At 67.5% G+C, this 22,450-nt stretch carries 23 protein-coding genes; 17 read left to right on the top strand and 6 right to left on the bottom strand.

Annotated features, from left to right (window positions below; translation table 11 throughout):
* Window positions 1–195 precede the first annotated feature (195 nt).
* The gene (locus H7U20_RS16395) at window positions 196–528 is read right to left on the bottom strand and encodes a hypothetical protein (protein WP_199760218.1); all 333 of its coding nucleotides are present in this window, start codon (window positions 526–528) and stop codon (window positions 196–198) included.
* A 176-nt stretch (window positions 529–704) separates the two neighbouring features.
* On the opposite strand from H7U20_RS16395, the gene H7U20_RS16390 reads away from it, so the two are divergent.
* The 11 genes from H7U20_RS16390 to H7U20_RS16340 all read left to right on the top strand — a co-directional run bounded on the left by H7U20_RS16390 (window position 705) and on the right by H7U20_RS16340 (window position 10,799).
* Entirely contained in the window at window positions 705–1,622 is a 918-nt protein-coding gene (locus H7U20_RS16390; protein WP_199760217.1) for a LysR family transcriptional regulator, read from the top strand.
* 172 nt (window positions 1,623–1,794) lie between these two features.
* The gene (locus tag H7U20_RS16385) at window positions 1,795–1,968 is read left to right on the top strand and encodes a hypothetical protein (protein ID WP_233410808.1); all 174 of its coding nucleotides are present in this window, start codon (window positions 1,795–1,797) and stop codon (window positions 1,966–1,968) included.
* Window positions 1,969–2,000: 32 nt separating this feature from the next.
* Window positions 2,001–2,609: a hypothetical protein gene (locus tag H7U20_RS16380; protein WP_370593164.1), complete on the top strand. Its 609-nt coding sequence runs from the start codon at window positions 2,001–2,003 to the stop codon at window positions 2,607–2,609.
* 18 nt (window positions 2,610–2,627) lie between these two features.
* Complete coding sequence (locus H7U20_RS16375) at window positions 2,628–4,382, top strand: AAA family ATPase (RefSeq protein WP_199760215.1); 1,755 nt, start codon at window positions 2,628–2,630, stop codon at window positions 4,380–4,382.
* Between the two features lies 1 nt (window position 4,383).
* Window positions 4,384–5,196 (top strand): general secretion pathway protein GspB, encoded by an 813-nt coding sequence (locus tag H7U20_RS16370; protein ID WP_199760214.1) that lies wholly within the window; start codon window positions 4,384–4,386, stop codon window positions 5,194–5,196.
* Between the two features lie 126 nt (window positions 5,197–5,322).
* On the top strand, window positions 5,323–6,765 hold the full coding sequence (locus H7U20_RS16365) for an esterase-like activity of phytase family protein (protein WP_199760213.1): 1,443 nt from the start codon (window positions 5,323–5,325) through the stop codon (window positions 6,763–6,765).
* Between the two features lie 65 nt (window positions 6,766–6,830).
* A complete protein-coding gene (gene mobB / locus H7U20_RS16360) occupies window positions 6,831–7,490 on the top strand; it encodes a molybdopterin-guanine dinucleotide biosynthesis protein B (RefSeq protein ID WP_199760212.1) in 660 nt (219 codons plus the stop codon).
* A gap of 79 nt (window positions 7,491–7,569) precedes the next feature.
* A complete protein-coding gene (locus H7U20_RS16355) occupies window positions 7,570–7,770 on the top strand; it encodes a YjfB family protein (protein WP_199760211.1) in 201 nt (66 codons plus the stop codon).
* 452 nt (window positions 7,771–8,222) lie between these two features.
* Window positions 8,223–8,498, top strand: a complete 276-nt coding sequence (locus H7U20_RS16350; protein ID WP_199760210.1) for a BufA1 family periplasmic bufferin-type metallophore — start codon at window positions 8,223–8,225, stop codon at window positions 8,496–8,498.
* A gap of 29 nt (window positions 8,499–8,527) precedes the next feature.
* Window positions 8,528–10,210 (top strand): MNIO family bufferin maturase, encoded by a 1,683-nt coding sequence (gene bufB, locus H7U20_RS16345; RefSeq protein WP_233410807.1) that lies wholly within the window; start codon window positions 8,528–8,530, stop codon window positions 10,208–10,210.
* 121 nt (window positions 10,211–10,331) lie between these two features.
* On the top strand, window positions 10,332–10,799 hold the full coding sequence (locus H7U20_RS16340) for a DoxX family protein (RefSeq protein ID WP_199760389.1): 468 nt from the start codon (window positions 10,332–10,334) through the stop codon (window positions 10,797–10,799).
* 77 nt (window positions 10,800–10,876) lie between these two features.
* Here the strand turns inward: H7U20_RS16340 and H7U20_RS16335 are convergent, their stop codons facing one another.
* Both H7U20_RS16335 and H7U20_RS16330 read right to left on the bottom strand, forming a co-directional pair.
* Window positions 10,877–11,164 carry a hypothetical protein gene (locus tag H7U20_RS16335; RefSeq protein WP_199760209.1) on the bottom strand — a complete coding sequence of 96 codons (288 nt, stop codon included), beginning with the start codon at window positions 11,162–11,164 and terminating at the stop codon, window positions 10,877–10,879.
* A gap of 146 nt (window positions 11,165–11,310) precedes the next feature.
* On the bottom strand, window positions 11,311–11,529 hold the full coding sequence (locus H7U20_RS16330; RefSeq protein ID WP_093386072.1) for an RNA-binding S4 domain-containing protein: 219 nt from the start codon (window positions 11,527–11,529) through the stop codon (window positions 11,311–11,313).
* A gap of 179 nt (window positions 11,530–11,708) precedes the next feature.
* Here H7U20_RS16330 and H7U20_RS16325 point away from each other — a divergent pair, with 179 nt between their 5' ends.
* Entirely contained in the window at window positions 11,709–12,872 is a 1,164-nt protein-coding gene (locus H7U20_RS16325; protein ID WP_199760208.1) for a hypothetical protein, read from the top strand.
* Window positions 12,873–12,995: 123 nt separating this feature from the next.
* Here H7U20_RS16325 and fumC read toward each other — a convergent pair whose 3' ends face one another.
* Entirely contained in the window at window positions 12,996–14,393 is a 1,398-nt protein-coding gene (gene fumC / locus H7U20_RS16320; protein ID WP_199760207.1) for a class II fumarate hydratase, read from the bottom strand.
* A gap of 225 nt (window positions 14,394–14,618) precedes the next feature.
* Between fumC and H7U20_RS16315 the strand changes: the two genes are divergently transcribed.
* Both H7U20_RS16315 and H7U20_RS16310 read left to right on the top strand, forming a co-directional pair.
* The gene (locus H7U20_RS16315) at window positions 14,619–16,073 is read left to right on the top strand and encodes a type IV pilus assembly protein FimV (protein WP_199760206.1); all 1,455 of its coding nucleotides are present in this window, start codon (window positions 14,619–14,621) and stop codon (window positions 16,071–16,073) included.
* A gap of 349 nt (window positions 16,074–16,422) precedes the next feature.
* Window positions 16,423–17,646 (top strand): aminotransferase class I/II-fold pyridoxal phosphate-dependent enzyme, encoded by a 1,224-nt coding sequence (locus H7U20_RS16310; RefSeq protein WP_199760205.1) that lies wholly within the window; start codon window positions 16,423–16,425, stop codon window positions 17,644–17,646.
* A 168-nt stretch (window positions 17,647–17,814) separates the two neighbouring features.
* On the opposite strand, the gene H7U20_RS16305 is transcribed toward H7U20_RS16310, so the two are convergent.
* Window positions 17,815–18,096, bottom strand: a complete 282-nt coding sequence (locus H7U20_RS16305; protein WP_199760204.1) for a flagellar protein FliT — start codon at window positions 18,094–18,096, stop codon at window positions 17,815–17,817.
* A 215-nt stretch (window positions 18,097–18,311) separates the two neighbouring features.
* Entirely contained in the window at window positions 18,312–19,136 is an 825-nt protein-coding gene (locus H7U20_RS16300) for an HDOD domain-containing protein (protein ID WP_199760203.1), read from the bottom strand.
* A 228-nt stretch (window positions 19,137–19,364) separates the two neighbouring features.
* Between H7U20_RS16300 and H7U20_RS16295 the strand changes: the two genes are divergently transcribed.
* From H7U20_RS16295 to H7U20_RS16285, 3 genes are all read left to right on the top strand, one after another.
* A complete protein-coding gene (locus tag H7U20_RS16295) occupies window positions 19,365–21,437 on the top strand; it encodes a M13 family metallopeptidase (RefSeq protein ID WP_199760202.1) in 2,073 nt (690 codons plus the stop codon).
* A gap of 63 nt (window positions 21,438–21,500) precedes the next feature.
* Window positions 21,501–22,136, top strand: a complete 636-nt coding sequence (locus H7U20_RS16290; RefSeq protein WP_199760201.1) for a class I SAM-dependent methyltransferase — start codon at window positions 21,501–21,503, stop codon at window positions 22,134–22,136.
* 121 nt (window positions 22,137–22,257) lie between these two features.
* Window positions 22,258–22,443 carry a CsbD family protein gene (locus tag H7U20_RS16285; RefSeq protein ID WP_099415843.1) on the top strand — a complete coding sequence of 62 codons (186 nt, stop codon included), beginning with the start codon at window positions 22,258–22,260 and terminating at the stop codon, window positions 22,441–22,443.
* The last annotated feature ends 7 nt before the right edge of the window (window positions 22,444–22,450 follow it).

The following is a 22,450-nucleotide window of genomic DNA, read 5'->3' as shown; positions in this document are numbered from 1 at the left end:
GCATTTTTAGCGACCTCGACGGCCGCTGGCGGCGCCTGTGCGGCCGCCGCGGAAATGGGGGATGGGGGGCGGCGCGGGCGCGGCGCGACTGCGCCGGCCCGATTGCGGCTTGCTGCCTACTCAGTTGAGATGCAGTTGTTGCTCAGTTGAGACGCGGTGCCTGCTTGGCCTTTGCTCGGCTTTCTAGGTTTTCGCTCAGTTGTTGCTCAATTGCAGGTCCTCGGCCAAGGTCGAGCGGTGTTGTTTTAGCGCCTCGACCGCTTCGGCGCGCACCTCGGCCCGGCTGCGCGCGGCGACGCCCGGCGTGGCGCCGGGGCGGGACCGCGCCACGGCCTGGTCGCCGGCCTGCTCGCCGATGTTGACGCGGGCCAATAGATGCTCGGTTCTCGGCGCCGCCGCAGCCTTCTCCGCGCGCTCGCCGGCGGCGGCGGCGGCGGTGGCGGCGCTCGCGGTCTCGACGGCGTTGGCGGTGGCCAGGCCGGCGGCGGCCAGCAGGGTCAGGGTGGCGATCAGTTTCCGTGCGTTCATGATGTGGCTCCAAAAGAGTGTTGGGATGGCGCCACGCTGGCGCCGGACGGGCTGCGTCGGGCTGCTCGCGTCGTGCGTCAGCCATCGATGAACGCAGTGTAGTCGTTGCGGAATCAGCAAAAAAGGCGAATACTCGCAATGCACAATTTCTAAAACGGAAATAATAGAGGTGGGCTATGGACCGGCTGCAATCGATGCGGGTGTTCTCCAAGGTGGTCGAACAGGGCAGTTTCGCGCGCGCCGGAAGCGCGCTGGCGATGTCGAACGCGGTGGTCACCCGCCATGTCGCCGACCTCGAACAGCATCTCGGCGCGCGCCTGCTCAACCGCACCACGCGCCGGCTGTCGCTGACCGAAACGGGGCGCCACTATCTGGAGCGGGTGCGCAGCATCCTCGGCGACATCGACGACGCCGACGCGATCGCTTCGTCGGCCGCCCAGCGGCCCAGCGGCACGTTGCGCATCTACTGCCATCCGGGCTTCGGCCGGGGCCAGCTGGCGCCGCTGCTGCCGCGCTTTGCCGCCGAGCAACCCGACATCGTGCTCGACGTGACCATGAGCGACCGCAACGTTGATCTGGTCGAGGACGGCTTCGACGTCGGCATCTACCTCGGCATCCAGAAGATCGACCCGAGCATGGTGGCGCGCCGGCTGGCCACCTCGAGCGTGATTCTGTGCGCGGCGCCGGCCTATCTGGCGCGGCGCGGCACGCCGGCCACGCCGCGCGAGCTGAGCGGGCACGACTGCCTGAACTACGCCTACGAGGAACTGCGCCACCACTGGCCGATGCGCTGCGGCGACAAGGAAGTCGAGGTGCCCATCGTGAGTAAGTTGATCTCGAACAATGCCGACGTGTTGCGCCACGCCGCCATCGCCGGCATGGGCATCGTCATGCGCACCTCGTGCGCGCTGGACGACGACCTGGAGAGCGGCCGCCTGGTGCGGGTGCTGCCGCAATTCTATAGCCGGCGCCTGGCCATCATCCTGGTGTATCCGAGCCGGCGCCAGCTGTCGGCCAAGGTGCGCAGCTTCATCGATTTCATGGTCGGCGTGTTCCCCGATCCGCAGGCCGACCCGTGGTTGCCGGCGGGCTGAGCGGCGCCGGTTGAAGTTTGCCGCGCCGCTGCCGTTACCGTCGATAGAACACCTGCGCAACAGGGCGCGGCCGAGAGTAGTTGATTTTCCGGGCTGATGTCATAATGCTTGCAGTGCTATGCCGTGGAGGCCCGCATAGGCGCCGGTGAGGGGGGCTGCGATGATCAAGTATATGGGGACGAAAACCACCGACGATGGTGGCGTGCTCTACATCTTTTTGGTTAACGGGGTGCCGAAGGAGATACGCGAAAGCGCCCTGAAGCAATACCCCGGCTGCTACGAGGCGCTGCCGGCCACGGCCAAGGCGCGCATCAGCGCCAACCGCGCCTGGATGTCGAAACTGTAAGCGTTGGCTGCGGCCGCCCTCGGCGCGCGGCCTTGTTCAACCCTGGAGTCTGGCATGGTGTATCCATCATCGTTGTTGCAAGCGACGCCGCCGGGCGGGCGCCGGCCTTGCTGAGCGCGCGCCGCCGTGGCGGCCAGTGGCGTGCCGCCTTGCCGGCGCTGCTAGTCGCCGTCCTGACGGCGCCGGCGGCGCTGCTGGCCTTGCCGGCCGCCGCCGCGCCGACCACCTTCGGCACCATCATCGGCAACGGCCTGCAGTGCCGCGACGAGATCAACAACCAGTACTACTACGACTATCTGCTCGGCGCCTTCGGCCCGGCCTACAAGCGCGAGGGCGGCGCCTACTGGTTCAAGACCGACGCCACGCTGTGGGGCGTGCAGATCAGCGAAGTGATGGTCAGCGACGACAGCAGCGCGCTGGTGTTCGTCGGCGCCGTCGCCGAGGCCACGCCGGAAAAGCTGGAGCAGGCCATCGCCGAGCAGCTGGGCGTGCACTACATCAAGATCGACAGCTCGGCCTTCCCCGTGCGCGAGGCCAGCCCGGCCGCCCGCATCGTCTATTTCGACACCAAATCCAAGATCTACTGCGCCAAGTTCAAACCGTTGCCGCCCGCGCTCAACAGCCGGCGACCGGTACGCTGACGCATCGCCAGGGCCTTCATGTACACCCAATTTTTCAATCTGAAACAATCGCCGTTCTCCATCGCCCCCGATCCCCGCTATCTGTTCATGAGCGAACGCCACCGCGAGGCGCTGGCGCATCTGCTGTATGGCGTCGGCGGCGGCGGTGGCTTCGTGCTGCTGACCGGCGAGATCGGCGCCGGCAAGACCACGGTGTGCCGCTGCTTCATGGAGCAGATCCCGGACAACTGCAAGCTCGGCTATATCTTCAATCCCAAGCTGTCGGTGGAGGAACTGCTGCTGTCGGTGTGCGACGAGTTCCGCATCGAGCTGGCGCCGCAGGGCGCCGGCGCGGTCAGCGTCAAGACATACGTCGACGCGATCAACCGCTACCTGCTGGCCAGCCACGCCCAGGCCTGCAACAACGTGCTGATCATTGACGAGGCGCAAAACCTGTCGGCCGACGTGCTCGAACAGCTGCGTCTGCTGACCAACCTGGAGACCAGCGAGCGCAAGCTGTTGCAGATCATTTTGATCGGCCAGCCGGAGTTGCGCGCCATGCTGGCGCGGCCCGAGCTGGAACAACTGGCGCAGCGGGTCATCGCGCGCTACCACCTGGGTTCGCTGTCGACTGCCGAGACCGGCAGCTATGTCGAGCACCGGCTGGCGGTGGCCGGCGCCAGCTCGGCGGCGGCGCCCCTGCCGCGCCGCTTGATGCCGCTGCTGCATCAATTGAGCAAGGGCGTGCCGCGCCGCATCAACCTGCTGTGCGACCGCGCGCTGCTGGGCGCCTATGTGGAGAACCAGCCGCAGGTGACGCGCGGCATTCTGCGCAAGGCGGCGGCCGAGGTGTTCGCCGGCGAGCGCGCCGCCAAGCCGGCGCTGCGGCGCTACTGGCCTTATCTGGCCGGCGGCGTATTGGCCGGCGCGCTGATCAGCGGCGCGGCGGCCTGGCATCTGTTGCCGGCGTCGACGCTGGCGACTCCGCCGGCGGACGGCAAGCCGGCCGTGGCCGCCAAGCCGCTTGCCGGCGCCGCTGCTGGCGCCGGTGCCGCTGTTGGCGCGACTACTACCGGCGGTAACATCGCCTCGGCCAATCGTGTCGGCGCTGTCGCCGCTTCGGCCGTTGGCCCTGGCGGTGTGCCTGGCTCCGCCGTTCCTGTCGCCCCAGCCTTTATGGTGGGCGCCGGCGCGGCCGATGCCGAGGCGGTCCTGCGTCAGCTGGCCGCGTTGTGGGGGCTGACCTTGCCGGACGGCGAGCCTTGCCAGATGGCGGCGAAAATGAATTTGCGCTGTCTGCAAGGCAAGGCCACGCTGGCCGAGCTGCGCCGCCTGGACCGTCCCGCGCTGCTGGTGCTGAACGACAATCCGGCCGCGCCGCACTACGCGCTGTTGATTGGCCTGAGCGACAAGGCGGCGACGCTGAGCGTGGCCGGACGTCAACAGAACATCGCGCTGGCGGCCTTGGAACAGCGCTACGCCGGCGAGTACAGCACCTTCTGGCGCGCGCCACGCGGCTGGCGCGAGCAGGTCGGCGGCGGCGACCACGGTGCCGACGTCGATTGGCTGGCGCGCCGTCTGGCCCAGCTGTACGGCCTGAAGAAGCCGCTCGAAGGCCAGCCGCTGGACGCCGCGTTACAGCAGCGTCTGCGCGAGTTCCAGCAGGCCCAGCAACTCAAGGCGGACGGCGTGGCCGGTCCGAAAACATTCATCCGGCTGAACCAGCTGGGCGGCGTGGCGGAGCCGCGCTTGCTGCTCAGCGCCAGCGCGGCCGACGTCGTGGCGGGGAAATAATATGTCGTATATTTTGGAAGCACTCAAGAAGTCCCAGGCCGAGCGTCAATTGGGCGCCTTGCCGACCATTCACGCGCCCAGTTTGCACGGCGAGGTGGCGGCCGCGTCCGGCGCGGCATGGAAGAAGCCGCTGCCGCTGGCCGTGATGGCGATGGCAGCGATCATCGTCGCCTTGCTGGCGCTGGTGTGGCGCCAACCAAGCCCGGCGGTGGCGCCGGTTTCGGCCGACGCCGGCACCGCCGCCACGCCTGCCGTTGCCGGCAATGTGGCCGCGCCCGCCGCGCCCGCCACTTCCGCCGCTGCCACCACTACAGCAACGAACCCGAGCTTGACGGTCGCGCCGTCAGCCCCTGTCGCGGCGCTGTCGGCGCCGACAGCTGTGGCGCAGCCGGTCGCCATGCCGCCGGCGCCTGTCGAGCCGGTCGAGACACTCAAGCCGTCCAAGGCCGCTGCGGCACCGACGCCGGGGTCGACGCTGGCCGAGCGGCCGGAACCGGTGCGCAAGCCGGCCTCGCCCGCCTCGACCGACGTCGCCGCGCACGCTCAGCCGCTGCCATCCACCGTCGCGCCTGCCGCGCCGGACGACACCGTGCAGAGCGTGCGCGAGCTGCCCGAGCCCATCCAAAGGGCGATTCCGCCCATCGCCGTGGGTGGCTACATTTACTCGAAGAATCCGGCCGACCGTCTACTGCTGATCGACAAGGTGCTGCGCCACGAGGGCGAGGAGGTGGCCGCCGGCCTGGTGTTGGAAAAGCTGTTGCCCAAGGCCGCCGTCTTCAACTACAAGGGCTATCGCTACCGCGTGCCTTACTAGTCGGCGGTTGCCGGTTGCCGGTTGCCGATGGTCGGCGGCGGTCCCGGCTTGCGTGCTGAAACGGTCATCAAACGGTCATGTGTAAATGCTATCGTCCAGGCATTGTCAATTTGCTTGGGATGAACCATGAAACACTTGAGACTGCTGCCACTGCTGATCGCCGCCGCCTATTACACCCCGCACGCCCACGCGGTCGAGTTGATCGCCGTTGGCAGCCTGGGCAGCCTTGGCTTCGACTTGTCGAGCAGCACCGCCGGCGCGCTGGAAAACGGCGCCGCCGGCAATTTGCTGGGCGGCGTCGGCTCCGGCCTCGCATACGCCGGCAACAACACCTTCCTGGCGACGCCGGATCGCGGCCCCAACGCCAGCGTCTACAACCCCCTGGTCGACAACACCACCTCCTACATCCCGCGCTTCCAGACGCTGAGCCTGGGCTTGAGCGCCAACACCAGCGGCAAGGGCCTGGCCTTCAATCTGACGCCGACGCTGAGCGCCACCACCTTGCTGTACAGCCCGACGGCGCTGGTCTACGGCGATGGCTCGGCCGGCACCGGCGGCGGCCTGACCCTGGGCGGCGGCACGCCGAAGTTGAACGATGTCGGCCACTACTACTTCAGCGGCCGCTCGGACAACTTCGACGCCAGCAAGTCCAGCGCCAATCCGAACAATGGCCGTCTTGATCCGGAGGCGGTGCGCGTGTCGAAGGACGGCAAGAGCATCTTCGTGTCCGACGAGTACGGCCCCTACGTCTACCAGTTCGACCGCGCCAGCGGCCAGCGCATCAACAGCTTCGCGCTGCCGGGCAGCCTGACGGCGGCCAAGCCGAACGCCAACGGCGACGCCGAGATCGCCGGCAACACCAGCGGCCGTCTGGCCAACAAGGGCATGGAGGGCCTGGCCATCACGCCGGACGGCAAGACCCTGGTCGGCATCATGCAGGCCAACCTGGCGCAGGACGCCAAGGGCACCTTGCGCATCGTCACCATCGACATCGCCACCAAGGCCACCCACGAGTACGCCTACCAGCTCAGCACCGGCAGCGGCGTCAGCGAGATCGTCGCGCTGAACGACCACCAATTCCTGGTCGACGAGCGCGACGGCAAGGGACTGGGCGACGGTTCCAAGGCGGTCGCCAAGCAACTGTTCATGGTCGACCTGAACGGCGCCGCCAGCGTCGACGGCGTGGCCAAGCTCAACGCGGCCAGCCCGTCGGTCAGCAAGTCCTTGTTCCTCGACCTGGTGCCGCTGCTCAAGGCCAACGGTTACGCCGCCAATCAAATCCCGGCCAAGATCGAGGGCCTGGCCTTCGGCGCCGACGTCAGCATCAACGGCGTGCTGAACCACACGCTGTACGTGGCCAACGACAACGACTTTTCGGCCGCCGGCGGCGACAACAAGTTCTTCGTCTTCGGCGTGACCGACGCCGACCTGGCCAAGGCCGGCGCCAGCTACGTGCCGCAGACCATCTCGGCGGTGCCGGAGGCGAGCAGCTACGCCATGTTCATGGCCGGCCTGTGCATGATCGGCCTGAGCGTGCGGCGCCAGCGCAACGAGATCTTCAAGCCCTGAGCGGCGGGGCGGGCCGGACTGGCTGCGTATAATGGCGGCAACATCAGCCAGTAGAGGGTAGTGCAATGCAACAAGAGTCAACGGCGCGGGCGCGCCATGTGATCGGCGTGGTCGGTCGTTCCGGCAGCGGCAAGACGACGCTGCTGGAGATCCTCGTCGGCCACCTGGCGGCGCGCGGACTGAAGGTCAACATCATCAAGCACAGCCACCACGATGTCGAACTGGAGCCGCCGCAGAAGGACAGCGCGCGGCTGCGGCTGGCCGGCGCGGCCGAGGTGATGATCGCCTCGCCGTTCCGCTTCGCCGTCATCCACGAGCTGCGCGGCGCCGAGCAGCCCACCTTGGAGCAGCAACTGGCCCGTCTGGCGCCGGCCGACCTGACCCTGGTCGAGGGTTTCAAGTCGTATGCCTTCGACAAGCTGGAAGTCTACCGCGCCCTCGGCCAGGCGCCCTTGTATCCGGACGACCCATGCATCGTCGCGGTGGCCTCCAACCAGCCACGGCCGGCCGAGCTGCGCGACGGCGTGACCTGGCTCGACCTGAACGCGCCGCAGGCCGTGCTGGACTGGCTGCTGGCGCGCTTGGCGTTGCCGGCGACTGCGGCGACTGCGGCGACTCCCGCGACTCCCGCGACTCCCGCGACTGCGGCGACTCCCGCGACTGCGGCGACTCCCGCGACTGCGGCGACTCCCGCGACTCCCGCGACAACGGCACTGCCGGAATAATTGGCAGCACGGCCTAAAGCTTTGCCGAAAACGTCCGTAAAGATAGGATAGGCATTCTTGTCCTGTACTGGAGAACCACATGGACGTATCGAGTATTGCTCAGCTATCGACCACCATCGCCGACACCGGCACCAAGCAGGCCGTTGGCGTGGCCGTGTTGAAGAAGGCGCAGGACATTCAGGCGTCCAGCGCCGCCGCCCTGATCGAGGCGATTCCACCGGTTCCGGCCGCGCCGAACCTGCCCTCGCATCTGGGTAACACGATCAACACCACGGCCTGAGCCAGGCCGCCATGGTGTCCGCCGCGCGCGCCATGCGCGCGCGGGCGGTCGCGTGCCGACATATGGCGCCAGCGCACCGTCGCGGCGTCCTTCCTTTCTTTAAGCTAGTTTCTGCCCTTGGCTGACCGTGCGTTCGCGCCGTCGGCCTGTCCGTGTCTTTCTCTTTCTCTCTGTCTCTCCGTCTTGTCAACAGGCCGCCGCGGCGCCGCGTTAGTCACGCCAGGGCGGCGCATGCTGCGCTGCGGCGTAATTATTTTTTTGGTTGTTTTGTTTTTGTCACCAGTATTCAGTAGAATCGCCTGAGTTTTGCCGGGTTGAGATCCCCGTTCAAAAAAATAAAAAAATCTGTGTAAGGCTGCAGGAGTGTGGCGCGACTATCGTTCAGTTGCTGACCATCAGGTCGCACTCTTCATAACGAAACTTTACTTATTTTCCCTTTAAGGAGACTTACCATGAACAAACGTCAAGCCCTGATCGCCGCCGCCCTGGCCACCGTCTGCGCCGCCACCGTCGGCACCGCTTCGGCCGCCGCTTCGGCCTCGGCCGCCGCCGAAAAAGAGAAATGCTTCGGCATCGCCAAGGCCGGCCAAAACGATTGTGCCGCCGCCAACGGCGCCCACTCCTGCGCCGGCCAGTCGAAAACCGACAACGGCGCCGCCGAGTGGAAATACGTCGCCAAGGGCACTTGCGAGAAGGCCGGCGGCAAAACCGCCGCACCGGCCAAGTAAGCGGCCGATTGACTGGCGGAGTCCGCAACATGTCGCGCCGAAGCGTCGCCACCGCCCCCATGTTGGGCTTCGGCGTCGGTCTGCGGGCCGCGCACTACCGCCAGTTTCTCGAGCAGCGGCCGCGCGCCGACTGGCTCGAGGTGCACACTGAAAACTACCTCGATCTGGCCGGCTGGGACTGGCACGTGCTGCAGCAGTTGCGGCGCGACTACCCGCTCAGCCTGCACGGTGTCGGCCTCGGCCTGGGCTCGGCGCGCGGCTTTTCCGATACCCATCTGGCGCGCGTGCGCGAACTGGTGCGGCGCGCCGAGCCGGTTTTGGTCTCCGAGCACCTGTGCTGGGGCGCCGTGGCCGACCGCCAGCTCAACGACTTGTTGCCGCTGCGGCTGGACCGCGCCGCGCTCGACCTGCTGTGCGAGCGGGTCGGCCGGGTGCAGGACGCGCTGGGCCGCCAGTTGCTGCTGGAAAACGTCTCGACCTATGTGCGTTTCCACGGCGACGCGATGGGCGAGGCCGAGTTCCTGGCCGAGCTGGCCGCCCGCAGCGGCTGCGCGCTGCTGCTCGACATCAACAACCTGTACGTCAACCAGTGCAACCACGGCGAGGACGCGCTGGCGGCGCTGGCCGCCATTCCCGTCGGCGCCGTCGGCGAGATCCATCTGGCCGGCCATCTGGTGACGCCGCTGGCGGTGATCGACCACCATGGCGACGTGGTGGCCGAGCCGGTCTGGCGGTTGTACCAGGCGGCGTTGCGACGTTTCGGCACGCTGCCGACGCTGATCGAGTGGGACACCGACCTGCCCGCGCTGGAGATCCTGCTGGGCCAGGCCGAGCAGGCGCGCGCGCTGGCGGCCGAGGTCGCCGGCGAGCTGGCCGGCAGCGCCGTGCTGCGTTTCGACGCGCCGGCCGGCCACGCCGCCGCGCCGGCCACGCCAGTGTCGGCGCCGGCGCCGACACTGGCGGCCGCGCAGCAGGATTTCGCCGCCGCCCTGTTCGATCCAACGTGCGCGCCGGCGGCGCTGCTCCAGTTCAAGGGCGAGCAGGCGGCGCAGCGCTTCGCCCTGTACCGCGGCAACCTGAGTGCGACCTGGAGCAAGACGCTGGCGGCGGCCTATCCGGTGCTGCGCGCGCTGGTCGGCGAGGAGTTTTTTGACGGACTGAGCCAGGCCTATGGCCGCGCCCGGCCGTCCGACGACGCCGACCTGAACCGTTTTGGCGCCCGCTTCGCCGATTTCCTGGCCGGCTTCCCGCCGGTCGCCGACTATCCCTACCTGCCCGACATGGCGCGGCTGGAGTGGGCGTTGCACCGCGCCCACTACGCCGCCGGGGCGGTGGCGCTGACGGCCGAGCAGCTCGCTGAGTTGGCGCCGGAGCAGCTGGAGGCGGCCGGCCTGCGGCTGCATCCGGCCTGCGTGCTGTTGCAGTCGGACTGGGCCACGGTGCCGCTGTGGCTGGCGCACCAGGCCGGCGCCGGCGTCGGCTTCCCCGACGACATGGCCGTGCCCAGCCACGGCCTGGTGATGCGGCCGCATTGGCGCGGCCGCCTGTTGCCGCTCGGCGCGGCGGGCCACGCCGCGCTGGCGCAACTGGCCGGCGGCGCCAGTTTCGGCGTCGCGCTCGACGCCGCCTTCGAGCGCGACGAGGCGTTCGACGTCGGCGCCAGTCTGCGGCAATGGATGGAACACGGCCTGATCGTCGCGATCACGGCCTGAGTAGTCGAACACCGAAGCGGGCGTCGACGACGCGGCCGGCCGGCTGCCGTGCCGCCGCGCCGTTCACCCGCACTTTCACCCGCACTTTCACCAACACTTATCACGCAAAGAGAAAACAATGATGAAAACGATCTTGGGCGTACACCGGCAACTGTCCCGTTTCGACGCCACCCTGAGCGATTGGGGCGGCTCCATGCTCAGCCTGGCCCTGCGCTTTTACGTCGGCTCGCAATTCTTCCGCGCCGGCCTGCTCAAACTGGGCGACTGGGGCGGCACCCTGGCCCTGTTCCGCGACGAGTACAAGGTGCCCTTGTTGTCGCCCGAGTTGGCCGCCTATGTCGGCGTGGCCGGCGAGTTGAGCTTTCCGCTGTTGTTGTTCGTCGGCCTGCTGTCGCGGCCGGCCGCGCTGGGCCTGTTCGCCGTCAACCTGATGGCCGTCATTTCCTACCCGCAGCTGTTCAGCTTCGAGTGTCCGGCGGCGATCAACGACCATTTCTATTGGGGGGGGATGTTGCTGGTGTTGCTGGCCTTCGGCCCGGGCCGTTTCTCGCTCGACGCGGTGATCGAGAACCAGCGGCTGGGACGATAGGCGCCGTGGCGGACGGGGTGCGGACGGGGCGCGGACGGGGCGCACCGCGCCGGCGGCGGGCGCGCGGCGCCGTCGCCTCAGCGGAAGGCGCGCAGCACGCGCGCTTCGCCGTCGGCCTCGTGGTGCAGCGCGCAGGCCTCGTTGGTGGCCTGGATCATGCGGTCGAGTTGCTCGTCCTCGAAGCGGGCCAGTTCCTCGGTGGCCGCCTGCAGCGCCTGCGCCAGTTTGGCCCTGGCGCTTTGATACAGCGCGGTGTGGTACTGGTCGGTGTTTTTCAGCAGCTCCTCGGCGTTTTCGATCACCTGGCGTAGATCGCCGATCAAGCGTTCCTGGCTTTGCATGCTGTGCTGCTGAGGGCCGTCCATGGCGTTCCCCTGTGACTAGTTGAAAAGAACCTCGCGGCCCAAAAGGTCCACTATAACGACGGCCAAATCGGGGCGGTTTGTGCACGCTCAATCGCGTGCCGGCTCCTTTCAGCTTAGTTCAATATTGCCCAAATGCAAGAAGAAAATCAAGCGGCGTCGACGCTGATCTTGACGTCGCCCACGCTGACCTGCTGGCCGGCGCGGATCTTCGCCGTCTTGCGCAACTCTTTTTTGCCGTCGACCTTGACCACGCCGCTGGCCACCATCACCTTGCCGGCGCCGCCGCTGTCGCACAAACCGACCAGCTTCAACAACTGGTTCAACTCGACAAATTCCCCGCTCAATTCAAAACTGACTTTCTGCATTTTATCCTCTGTTGCTGTGATGTGTAGTGTGGCTTGCATTCACTCCAGCGAGTGTAGCGGCATTCCGACAAGCGTATAGTTTACTCGATCCGAGATGTCGCTTTGGCATTGCTAGGTGGAAAATCAATTGCTAAGCTGGAATTGCTACTTGTGGCAATGCTCGTTCGCGAGAGGTCATCATGAAACCGTTCAATTTCCCCCTCCATTGCGGCGCCTTGTGTCTGGCGCTCGCGGCCACGGCGGCCAGCGCGGCCGATCCGTTCAGTGTCACAGCCATCTCGGCGGCGGACAATTCCTTCCGTATTTACCAACCATGGCAGTACCCGGTGGGCGGCGGCGCCCGGCCCGCCAGCGCCAACGCCTTGTTCGCCGCGATGGACCGCGAGGCGGCGTTGATCGAGCGAAGCCAGCCGGGCCGCAGCCTGAGCATGGCGGGCGACGGCAGCGCCATCGCCTTCGCCCGGCGCGACGCGCGCGGCATGGTGATCGGCTTCGGCGCCGGCGGCATGGGCGAGAAATTCTTCGGCCTGGAGGCGAGCGGCCTGACGCCGCTGGAGCTGTCCGGCGGCGCCCGCTTCAACGCGCCTTATTACGCGATGCTCAGGGACGCCAGCCACGCCGGCGTCAGCTTCGCCACCAGCGGCGGCGGCCGCCTGCGCCTGGGCGCCTTGTCGGCCAACGGCCTGCGCGCCGACCCGCTCGGCTTGATCCCCGGCGAGCGCAACAAGCTGTTCCTCAGCAGCGCCGAATTCGAACAAAAGATGGGCCGGGCGGTGGGCATCGTCAGCTTCGGCATGTTGCGCGAGAGCGGCTCGCTGCTCGGCAGCCAGCAGACCCAGGCCTTGGCCTTGAAGACCAGTCCGACCACGGTGTTCACCTCCGTGTCGGTGGGCTACGCGCTGTCGCCCAATAGCTCCTTGGTGGCGATGGCCTCGTCCGGCCGCACCGCCGGCTTCGGCAATCCGGACAGCCTGATCTCGCAGGTGACCGGGGTGCGCACGGTGGCCTACAGCGTGGGCTGGTCGCGGACCCAGTTGTGGCACCCGACGGACCGGCTGGGATTGACGCTGTCGGTGCCGGTCATGGTGCGCGACGGCACGTTGCAGCTGAGCGGCCCGGCGACGCGGCTGGCCCCCAACGCGCTGAGCTACGACGGCCGTTTGCTGAACCTGCGGCCGACGGCGGTCGAGCGCGACCTTGAACTGAGCTACGCCCGCGTGCTGGGCTACCAGGGCAGGCAAGGAAAGTTGACCGGCGCGCTAATGTTGCGGGTCAATCCCGGCCACGACGCCACGGCGCGGCCCGATTTGCTGATCGGCGTGCGCTACAGCTTCGGTTTTTGAGGCGGACGCTCCCGACCTTGGCCTCGGTCCCCGGCCCACGGCCTTGGCCTCGGCCTTGGCCCCGCCAGAAAGGGCGGGCCGCGGCGCCGGCCGCGCTCCGGCCGCCTCCCTTGTGCCGGGCGCCTAACCCTTGGCGTTCGGCCGCGTCATGGCCAGCGGCACGATCCATTGCTCGAATTGCTGCTCGCTGACGAAGCCCAGCGCCAGCGCGGCCTGCTTCAAGGTCGTGCCTTCATGCTGGGCCTGCTTGGCGATCTGCGCCGCGCGGTCGTAGCCGATATGCGGCGCCAGCGCCGTCACCAACATCAGGGAACGCTCCATCAGTTCGCCGATGCGCTCGCGGTTCGGCTCGATGCCGCGGGCGCAGTGGTGCTCGAAGCTGTGCATGCCGTCGGCCAGCAGGCGCGCGCTTTGCAGGAAGTTGTGCGCCATCAGCGGCTTGAACACGTTCAGCTCGAAGTTGCCGGAGGCGCCGCCGAAGGTGATCGCGACGTCGTTGCCGAACACCTGGCAGCACAACATGGTCAGCGCCTCGCACTGGGTCGGATTGACCTTGCCCGGCATGATGGAACTGCCCGGTTCGTTTTCCGGGATGCTGATCTCGCCCAGGCCGGAGCGCGGGCCGGAGGCCATCCAGCGCACGTCGTTGGCGATTTTCATCAGCGCCGCGCCCAGCGTCTTGAGGGCGCCGTGGGCCGACACCAGCGCGTCGTGCGCGGCCAGGGCGGCGAACTTGTTGTCGGCGCTGCGGAAGGGCAGGCCGAGGGCGCGCTCCAGCTCGGCGGCGATGCGCTGGGCGAACTCGGGATGGGCGTTCAGGCCGGTGCCGACGGCGGTGCCGCCGGCGGCCAGTTGCAGCACGCCGGGCAGGGCGTTCTCGATCGCCTGTTCGGCGAAGTCGAGCTGGGCGACGTAGCCGGAGAACTCCTGGCCCAAGGTCAGCGGCGTGGCGTCCTGCAGGTGGGTGCGGCCGATCTTGACGATGTCGGCGAAGGCCTCGCTCTTGGCCGCCAGGGTGGCGCGCAGCTGGCGCAGCGCCGGCAGCACGGCTTGGCGCAGCGCCTGGGCGCAGGCGACGTAGACGGCGGTGGGGAAGATGTCGTTGGACGACTGGCCACGGTTGACGTCGTCGTTCGGATGCAGCAGGCGGGTTTCGCCGCGCAGGCCGCCCATCAGCTCGGAACCACGGTTGGCCAGCACCTCGTTCATGTTCATATTGGTCTGCGTGCCGGAGCCGGTCTGCCACACGGCCAGCGGGAACTCGCCGCCATGCTTGCCGGCCAACACCTCGTCGGCGGCCTGGGTGATCGCCACCACCTTCGGTCCGTCGAGCAGGCCGAGGTCCAGGTTGACGCGGGCGGCGGCGCGCTTGACGCTGGCCAGCGCGTGGATCAGCTCGGGCGGCATGCGTTCGCTGGAGATGTGGAAATGCTCCAGCGAGCGCTGGGTCTGCGCGCCCCACAACTGCTCGGCGGGCACATCGATCGGGCCAAAACTGTCGCGTTCGGTTCTGCTGCTCATGGCATTCCTTGCTGTGAAAGTGGGGTGGTCCATTTTAGCGCAGGGACAAGATTGATGTTTTTGTCACGGCGAAGCAGATGGTGGCCGACAGCAATTATTTACGGAGGGCTACAAAACGGCGATTTTCAGCCGTTATAGCTGATACACTTCAAGAATTCGCATCTAAGCGACCACGACATGCAGCGCAGACCACTTTTTTCGATGACCTCGCGCGCTGGCGCCATTGTGTTGGCGGCATTGCTGTGTCCGTCTGTCCGCGCGGTCGAGCTGGGCGACATCACGGTGCGCTCCTATGTCGGCCAGCAATTGTCGGCCGACATCGAGCTGATCTCGCTGGCGCCCGACGAGGTGGCCGGCCTGCCGGTGCGGCTGGCCCTGCCCGACGTGTTCAGCGGCGCCAACATCCGCATGAATCCGGTGCTGGGCAGCGTGCACATGTCGGTGGTGCGGCGCGACCAGCGCCAGTTCCTCCACGTCACCACCTTGCAGGCGGTCGACGCCAATTACCTCCATCTGTTCCTCGAACTGGGCGCGCCCGGCCGCCAAGTGGTGCGCGCCGCCACCGTCTGGCTGCAGCCCGATCCCCATCCGGTGCCGCCGCCGACGCCGGCTTACCTTGCCGCGCCGGCCGCCGCGCCGGTCGGCACGCGCGCCGCCGCGCCGCCTGAAGAGTTGCTTGACGAGCGGCCGCCGGCGCGCGTGGCGCCGCGTTTGCCGGCGTCGGCCGCCAGCCGTCAGCCGGCCGTGGCCACGCTTGCGCCGGCACCCGTCGCCCGTCGCCGCATGCCTGCCGTCGCGGCCGAGACCGCCGATGCCGTCGATGCCACCGCCAAACGGATGCCGCCGTCCGTCCGGCCGGATGCCGGTGCGGCCTGCGTGGCGAAGTCGGCCGGCCTGAGCGCCAAGGAGTGCGTCGCCCTGGATTATCGCAATGCCACCTTGTCGACCAAGCTGGTCGAGCTGGAGGGCAAGGTCAAGGTGCTGCAATACGCGCTGGAGGCGCCGCCGGCCGCCGCCAAGATGGCGCCGGCCATCGCGCCGCCGCCTGCCATCCGAACAGCCACGGCCACGGCCGGGGCTGGTCATGCCGCCTCAGCCGGGGTCGGCCATGCCGCCGCGCCGGCTGCCGCACCGGTCGCCGCCCTGGCGCAGTCACACGCCGAGTCTGCTCCGGCGCACGCGCCGGCTGCCGCACCGGCCACCGCACCGGCGGCGCATGCCGACGCTGCGGCCCAGGGCGCGGCCGCGCCGCACGCCGCCGGGTCCGAGTCCAAGTCCGAGTCCGAGTCCGCGTCCGTGTCCGCAACGGCGTCGGCGTCGGCTGCATCGGCGGCCGCGCACGCCGCGCCGCCGCCCATCGTGGCCGCGCCGGCCGCCAAGCGTCTGCCCAAACTGAAGTACAGCGACAAGAAGGAGAAGCCGCCCGAGCCCGCCAGCCACAGCGGCCTGCTGGCCGCTGGCGGCGGCGCCGTGCTGCTGGCCTTGGGGCTGCTGTGGTACGTGTTGCGGCGGCGCAAGGCCGCCGGCAAGGGCAGCGCGCCGTTGAAGATCTGGCAGGGCTGGCGCAAGAAGAAACCGGCCGAGCCTGAACCGGCGGCGGCTGGTGGTGCTGCTGCTGCTGCTGCTGCTGCTGCGCCCGAGGTGATGCCGGAAGAGTTGCTGGAGCAGGAAAAATCCTAAAGTCAATATGCATATTGAACAGACTCGACAAATTTCAAAAATGTCGGTTATACTAACTCCGTGCTCTTAGCAGTACAGACAGGCCCTGGTCCGGCGCAGCCACCAACGATAGTGTGGCGCGGCAAGTGGAATGAGCGTTGAAGAAACGACTTGGCCTGGAAGCGGTTTGCGATGCCGACAATGCGCTCGCGAACGCCGGATGCAACCGGCGACGAGGCGACACCAGGAGATACCTGGTGTTCGCTCTCCAGAATTCCTCCCCCCCAAGTGATCGTCAGTGCGGCCCACCCGGCCGCGCGAGGCTCAATGGTGCCCGCGCCGCAGGCGTGACCCATTTTGAAAGAGCCCCATGACCGCAGCAGACTCCCCATCTCAGCAATACCAGACTTTCAAGCAACTCGGCCTGAAACTTGACATGTCGCGCGGCAAGCCCGCGCCGGAGCAGCTCGACCTGTCCAACGCGCTGATGGAGGCGCTGCCCGGCTACAAGGCGGCCGACGGCACCGACGCGCGCAATTATGGCGGCAGCGTCGGCCTGCCGGAGGCGCGCGCGCTGTTCGGCGAGCTGCTCGGCGTGCCGGCCGCGCAAGTGGTGGTCGACAGCAGCGCCAGCCTGTCGCTGATGCACGACGTCATCGTCTACGGCCTGTTGTCCGGCGTGCCCGGCCACGCCCCGTGGATCGGCCAGCAGCCGATCAGCTTCCTTTGCCCGGTGCCCGGCTACGACCGCCACTTCGCCATCTGCGAAGCGCGCGGCATCAAGATGATCAACATCCCGATGACCGAGCAGGGGCCGGACATGGACCTGGTCGAGCGCCTGGTCGCGGCCGACGCCAGCATCAAGGGCATGTGGTGTGTGCCGAAATACAGCAACCCGGGTGGCGTGGTCTTCTCCGACGAGGTGGTGCGCCGCCTGGCGACGATGACGACGGCGGCGCCGGACTTCCGCCTGCTGTGGGACGACGCCTACCGCTTCCACCATCTGAGCGAAGAGAAGCGCGCCTGCGCCAGCATCCTCGACGCCTGCGCCGCCGCCGGCAATGCGGACCGCGCCATCGTCTTCGCCTCCAGCTCGAAGATCAGCTGGGCCGGCTCCGGCGTCGCCGCCTTGGCCGCCTCGGCGGCCAACATCGCCTGGTGGACCGGCCACGCCGGCATCCGCAGCATCGGCCCGGACAAGATCAACCAGCTGCGCCACGTCCGCCTGTTGAAGGACACTGCCACCGTCGAGGCGCTGATGGAGCGCCACCGCCTGCTGCTCAAGCCGAAGTTCGATGCCGTGCTGGCGCAGTTCGAGCGTCTGCTGGGGCAGGTTGACGGCGTCAGCTGGACCCGTCCCGACGGTGGCTACTTCATCGACCTGGTGACGCCGAACGGCATGGCCAAGCGCACCGTCGCGCTGGCCAAGGAGGCCGGCATCACGCTGACCCCGGCCGGCGCCGCCTACCCCTACGGCCGCGACCCGGAAGACAGCCACATCCGCATCGCGCCGAGCTTCCCCTCGCTCGACGAGATCACCAAGGCGGCCGAGGGCATCGCCCTGGCGCTGTTGACGGCCATCGGCGAGAAGTAAGCGGAGGCGGCCCCGGGGCAGCCTGCTAACCCCTGCGGCGAAGAGCCGGGGTCGGACCCCGCTGGGTCCGACCCCAGGTTTGCGCCCTTGGGTTTGGTCGGCATTCAGGCGGCCATGGCACAAACGCAAAAAGCGCCCGCGGGCGCTTTTTTCTTGGGCGGCGGCGTCTTACTGCCGCGGCGACTGGCCGGGAACCTGGTTCATCCAAGGCTCGGTGACGTCGCGGATGGCGCGGTCGTTGGCGAGGATTTGTTTCAGCAGGTCGATCTTGCGCAGACGCGGCGCGCCGCTCAGGGCGGGCACGCCGGCGGCGGCGCCGCGCGCTTCGGAGGCGCACTGGCCTTCCAGCCGGCGCAGGCCGTCCCAGTCGCTCATACGGGCGGCCGCCACCATCTGATTGCTCAGGCCGGCAATATTTTCATACATCGACAACACTTCGGTGGAGGTCATGGGCGCACCCTGGAAAATGGAAAAAGACTACCGCTTGTCCAGATTAACGACGTGCATTTGGGAAACTTGAGGGCGATTTTGAAAATAATTCAGATATTTTCGAAAATAATCGCGAAAAAACCGGCGGCGGGCGGGGAAATGTTGTCGGAAAAACAAAAAAAAGCCGGAAACGCGCTGACGCGTGTCCGGCCTTGGCGCCGCCGAGGGCGGGGGGATTAACGCACCAGGTCTTCCAGACCGGCGCTCAGTTCGTCCGGCGACGGCATTTTGTCGACCAGCGCGTTCGGCGCCAGGCCGAGGGCGTCGGCGATCTCGGTCGGGTAGCAGGAGGTGATTTCCTCTTCCGTCAGCTTGCCGTCCTCGACGCGGGCGCGCCAGGCGGCCAGGTGCACCACGGCGGCCAGACGGTTGATTTCCGGCGTCAGCGGATTCGGGAAGGCGCTGATGGTCTCCGAGAAGGTGGTCGGGAACTTCCAGCGGCGCGCCAGTTCGGCGCCGACGTCGGCGAAGCTGTAGCCGAGCGAGGTCATTTCGGCGTCGATGCGGCGCGAGTCCAACGGGCCGGCGATCTTGTCGAGCGCCATCGCCTGTTCCGGCATCGCCGAGTGGATCACCAACTGGCCGATCGAATGCATCATGCCGATGGTGAAGGCCAGGTCGGTGTTCTCGCCGCACTGCTTGGCGATCCATTTGGCCGAGACGGCGGTGTGCAGGCTGTAGCGCCAGAATTGTTTCAGGTCAAGGCCGGGCACGGTCTTGAAGCCGCTCACCAGGCCGGAGCTGATGACCAGCGTGCGCACGGTGACGAAGCCGAGCATCAACACGGCGTCCTCGACGGTGCCGATGCTGCGCGAGACATGGTAGTAGGCCGAGTTGGCCAGGCGCAGCAGCTTGGCGCTCAGCACCGGATCCGTCGACAGCTTTTTGGCGATCTCCTCGGTGGAAACGCTGGCTTTGTCGAAACTGCTGATCAGCTCCTCGACGACCTTGGGAGCGGTGGGCAACGCAGTTGGATTCTGGAACAGTGCATCAAGTTTCATATTTTTCTCCTCATTGGAATTCGCGTTGCTACCAGTGAACTATATCGCCATTCCCAGAAGGAAAAAAGGAATATTGCTGCCCCAGCGTATCTTTTCCCGCGATGCGGCGACGGCGCCGCATTGAGTGCTGTCATTTCAATATCTATTCAGTACAATCTGCAGTTCGTCGCAGCGCGGCCGACGCGCGGCGCGCGACCATTTCATTCGATCCCTTTTCCAAGGACAACCATGCAAGCATCCGTTCGATCGCCGCGCCACACCCCCTTGAAGATCGCCCTCGGCCTGGCGCTGTACGGCGCCGCGCTGAGCGCCGCGCCGGCCTTCGCCGCCGCCGATAGTGTGCCCGCCGTCGCCGGCCAGCCGGCCGGCAAGGCCGCGCCGCGCGCCGGCGACGACTTCTTCGACTACGTCAACGGCGACTGGCTCAACAGCGTCGAGATCCCGGCCGACCGCAGCAACTGGGGCGTGGGCGCCGCGCTGGTGGAGGACACCAACAGCCGCATCGTCAAACTGATCGAGGGTGTCGCCGCCGACCCGGCCGCCACCGCCGAGGCGAAGAAGGTCGCCGCCTATTACGCCAGCGCGCTGGACCAGGACGGCATCGACGCCAAGGGCCTGGCGCCGTTGCGGGCGCAGCTGGAGCTGATCGACGCCATCGCCGACAAGGCCGCGCTGACCCGCGCGCTCGGCGCCGGCCTGCGCGCCGATGTCGACCCGCTCAACTCGACCGATTTCTTCACCGAGAACCTGTTCGGCCTGTGGATCGCCCAAGGCCTGCAAGACCCGGCGCACAACCGGCCGTATTTGCTGCAGGGCGGCCTGGGCCTGCCGGACCGCGCCTACTACCTCGACGCCAAGCCGGCCATGGCCAAGCTGCGCGCGCAGTACCTGGCGCACATCGCCGCCACCTTCAAGCTGGCCGGCATCGACCGCGCCGACGAGCGCGCCGCCCGCGTCTTCGCGCTCGAACGCAAGATCGCCGCCACGCACGCCACGCGCGAGGATTCGGCCGACGTCCTCAAGGCCAACAACAACTGGCGCGCCGCCGACTTCGCGCGCAAGGCGCCCGGCCTGGACTGGAACGCCTTGTTCGCCAGCGCCGGCCTGGCCGGGCAGGACAGCTTCATCGTCTGGCACCCGAGCGCGATGCGCGGCGCCGCCGCCCTGGTCGGCTCGGTGCCGCTGGAGACGTGGAAGGACTTCCTGCGCTTCCACCAGATCAACCACGCCCACACCGTGCTGCCGAAAGCGCTGGCCGACCAGCACTTCGCCTTCTACGGCCAAACTTTAACCGGCACGCCGCAGCAGCCGCTGCGCTGGAAGCGTGCGCTGGCCGCCGTCAACGAAGCCATGCCGGACGCCGTCGGCCAGCTCTACGTGGCGCGCTACTTCCCGCCGCAAGCCAAGCTGCGCCTGCAGGAAATGGTCGGCAAGATCGTCGACGCCTTCCATCACCGCATCGACCAGCTGAACTGGATGGCGCCGGCCACCAAGGCCGAGGCCCACGCCAAGTTGAAGACCTTGTACGTCGGCGTGGCCTATCCCGACCACTGGCGTTCCTACGACACCCTGGAGGTGGCGCCGGGCGACGCGCTGGGTAACTTCCAGCGCGCCGAGCAGTTCCACACCCGCCAGCAGCTGGCCAAACTGGCGCAGCCGGTCGACCGCACGCAATGGGCCATGCCGGCGCAGTTGGTCAATGCCGTCAACCTGCCGATGCAGAACGCGCTGAACTTCCCGGCCGCCATCCTGCAGGCGCCGTACTTCGATCCGGCCGCCAGCGATGCCGTCAACTACGGCGGCATCGGCGCCACCATCGGCCACGAGATCAGCCACAGCTTCGACGACCAGGGCGCCCAGTTCGACGCGCAGGGCCGCCTGCGCGACTGGTGGACCAAGGCCGACGGCGCCCATTTCAAGCAGGCCTCGGCGGCGCTGGCCAAGCAGTACTCGGCCTACAAACCCTTCCCCGACCTGGCCATCAACGGCCAGCAGACGCTGAGTGAAAACCTGGCCGATCTGGCCGGCCTGGCCGCCGCCTATGACGCCTACCGCGCCACGCTGCGCGACAAGCCGGTGCAGGCCGACGCCGACCAGCAGTTCTTCGTCGGCTACGCGATGAGCTGGCGCGAGAAGATGCGCGAGCCGGCGCTGCGCCAGGGCATCCTGACCGACGGCCACTCGCCCGACAAGTGGCGCACCGCCACCGTGCGCAACCTGGACGCCTGGTACCCGGCCTTCGACGTGCAGCCGGGCCAGACGCTGTATCTGGCGCCCAAGGAGCGCGTGCGCGTCTGGTAGCTCCTCTGGTAGAGTAGCGCGACTGGCGGCGCGCATCGCGGCGCCGCCTTCGCGAGAGCATGTATGCCAGACCGAGACCCCACCCCGATCGAACAGATCACCCAGTTGACCTTGCAGCACTACGAGCACAACGCCGAGCAGTTCTTCGCCGGCACCATCGACCACGACGTCAGCCAGAACATCGCCGCGCTGCTCGACGCCATCGCGGCGCCGGCGCCGTTGCACCTCCTCGATCTGGGTTGCGGCCCGGGCCGCGATCTGAAAACCTTCGCCGCGCTGGGCCACCACGCCGTCGGCGTCGACGGTTCGGCGCGCTTCGTCGAGATGGCGCGCGCCTTCAGCGGCTGCGAGGTGTGGCAGCAGGACTTCGTCAAGCTGGACCTGCCGGCGCGGCGTTTCGACGGCGTGTTCGCCAACGCCTCGCTGTTCCACGTGCCGGCGGCCGCCTTGCCGCAGGTGCTCTTGGACCTGCGCGCCTGCCTGAAGCCGGGCGGCGTGCTGTTCAGTTCGAATCCGCGCGGCGACAACCGCGAAGGCTGGAACGGCCCGCGCTACGGCAGTTACCACGACTGGCCGGCCTGGCAGGCCTTCATGGCCACGGCCGGTTTCCTACCGCTGAGCCACTACTACCGGCCGGCGGGACTGCCGCGCGAGCAGCAGCCGTGGTTGGCCAGCGTCTGGCGCAAGCCTGTCGAGTAAACAATGTTGGCGTTCTGTACGCGAACGCACGGAAGGCTCCGCCTGTCGGCCCTATGATGGTTTCAAGCACACGGCACAGGCCGTGTACTGAGCTGTTTAACCCATCATCAAGGAGTTCATCATGAACAAGGATCAAGTTAAAGGCACCGCGAAAGACATCGGCGGCAAAATCCAGGAAGAGGCTGGCAAGCTGGTCGGTAGTTCGGAACAACAGGCCAAGGGCCTGAACCAGCAAGCCGAAGGCAAGCTGCAAAAAGGTCTGGGCGACGCCAAGGAAGCGGTCAAGAACGCCATCGACAAAATCTGATAGAGCG

Source organism: Rugamonas violacea (assembly GCF_016461825.1).
Classification (GTDB): Bacteria; Pseudomonadota; Gammaproteobacteria; order Burkholderiales; family Burkholderiaceae_D; genus Rugamonas.
The sequence above is the reverse complement of the archived record's forward strand: the minus strand, read 5'-3'. Positions and strand labels throughout refer to the sequence as shown.

Coding starts and splice junctions, on each gene's coding strand:
- H7U20_RS16350 (WP_199760210.1), top strand. CDS start 8,223: ATGAACAAACGTCAAGCCCTGATCGCCGCCGCCCTGGCCACCGTCTGC.
- H7U20_RS16285 (WP_099415843.1), top strand. CDS start 22,258: ATGAACAAGGATCAAGTTAAAGGCACCGCGAAAGACATCGGCGGCAAA.
- H7U20_RS16390 (WP_199760217.1), top strand. CDS start 705: ATGGACCGGCTGCAATCGATGCGGGTGTTCTCCAAGGTGGTCGAACAG.
- H7U20_RS16325 (WP_199760208.1), top strand. CDS start 11,709: ATGAAACCGTTCAATTTCCCCCTCCATTGCGGCGCCTTGTGTCTGGCG.
- H7U20_RS16295 (WP_199760202.1), top strand. CDS start 19,365: ATGCAAGCATCCGTTCGATCGCCGCGCCACACCCCCTTGAAGATCGCC.
- H7U20_RS16300 (WP_199760203.1), bottom strand. CDS start 19,136: ATGAAACTTGATGCACTGTTCCAGAATCCAACTGCGTTGCCCACCGCT.
- H7U20_RS16395 (WP_199760218.1), bottom strand. CDS start 528: ATGAACGCACGGAAACTGATCGCCACCCTGACCCTGCTGGCCGCCGCC.
- H7U20_RS16370 (WP_199760214.1), top strand. CDS start 4,384: ATGTCGTATATTTTGGAAGCACTCAAGAAGTCCCAGGCCGAGCGTCAA.
- H7U20_RS16375 (WP_199760215.1), top strand. CDS start 2,628: ATGTACACCCAATTTTTCAATCTGAAACAATCGCCGTTCTCCATCGCC.
- mobB (WP_199760212.1), top strand. CDS start 6,831: ATGCAACAAGAGTCAACGGCGCGGGCGCGCCATGTGATCGGCGTGGTC.
- H7U20_RS16330 (WP_093386072.1), bottom strand. CDS start 11,529: ATGCAGAAAGTCAGTTTTGAATTGAGCGGGGAATTTGTCGAGTTGAAC.
- fumC (WP_199760207.1), bottom strand. CDS start 14,393: ATGAGCAGCAGAACCGAACGCGACAGTTTTGGCCCGATCGATGTGCCC.
- H7U20_RS16385 (WP_233410808.1), top strand. CDS start 1,795: ATGGGGACGAAAACCACCGACGATGGTGGCGTGCTCTACATCTTTTTG.
- H7U20_RS16355 (WP_199760211.1), top strand. CDS start 7,570: ATGGACGTATCGAGTATTGCTCAGCTATCGACCACCATCGCCGACACC.
- bufB (WP_233410807.1), top strand. CDS start 8,528: ATGTCGCGCCGAAGCGTCGCCACCGCCCCCATGTTGGGCTTCGGCGTC.
- H7U20_RS16310 (WP_199760205.1), top strand. CDS start 16,423: ATGACCGCAGCAGACTCCCCATCTCAGCAATACCAGACTTTCAAGCAA.
- H7U20_RS16290 (WP_199760201.1), top strand. CDS start 21,501: ATGCCAGACCGAGACCCCACCCCGATCGAACAGATCACCCAGTTGACC.
- H7U20_RS16335 (WP_199760209.1), bottom strand. CDS start 11,164: ATGGACGGCCCTCAGCAGCACAGCATGCAAAGCCAGGAACGCTTGATC.
- H7U20_RS16365 (WP_199760213.1), top strand. CDS start 5,323: ATGAAACACTTGAGACTGCTGCCACTGCTGATCGCCGCCGCCTATTAC.
- H7U20_RS16305 (WP_199760204.1), bottom strand. CDS start 18,096: ATGACCTCCACCGAAGTGTTGTCGATGTATGAAAATATTGCCGGCCTG.
- H7U20_RS16340 (WP_199760389.1), top strand. CDS start 10,332: ATGAAAACGATCTTGGGCGTACACCGGCAACTGTCCCGTTTCGACGCC.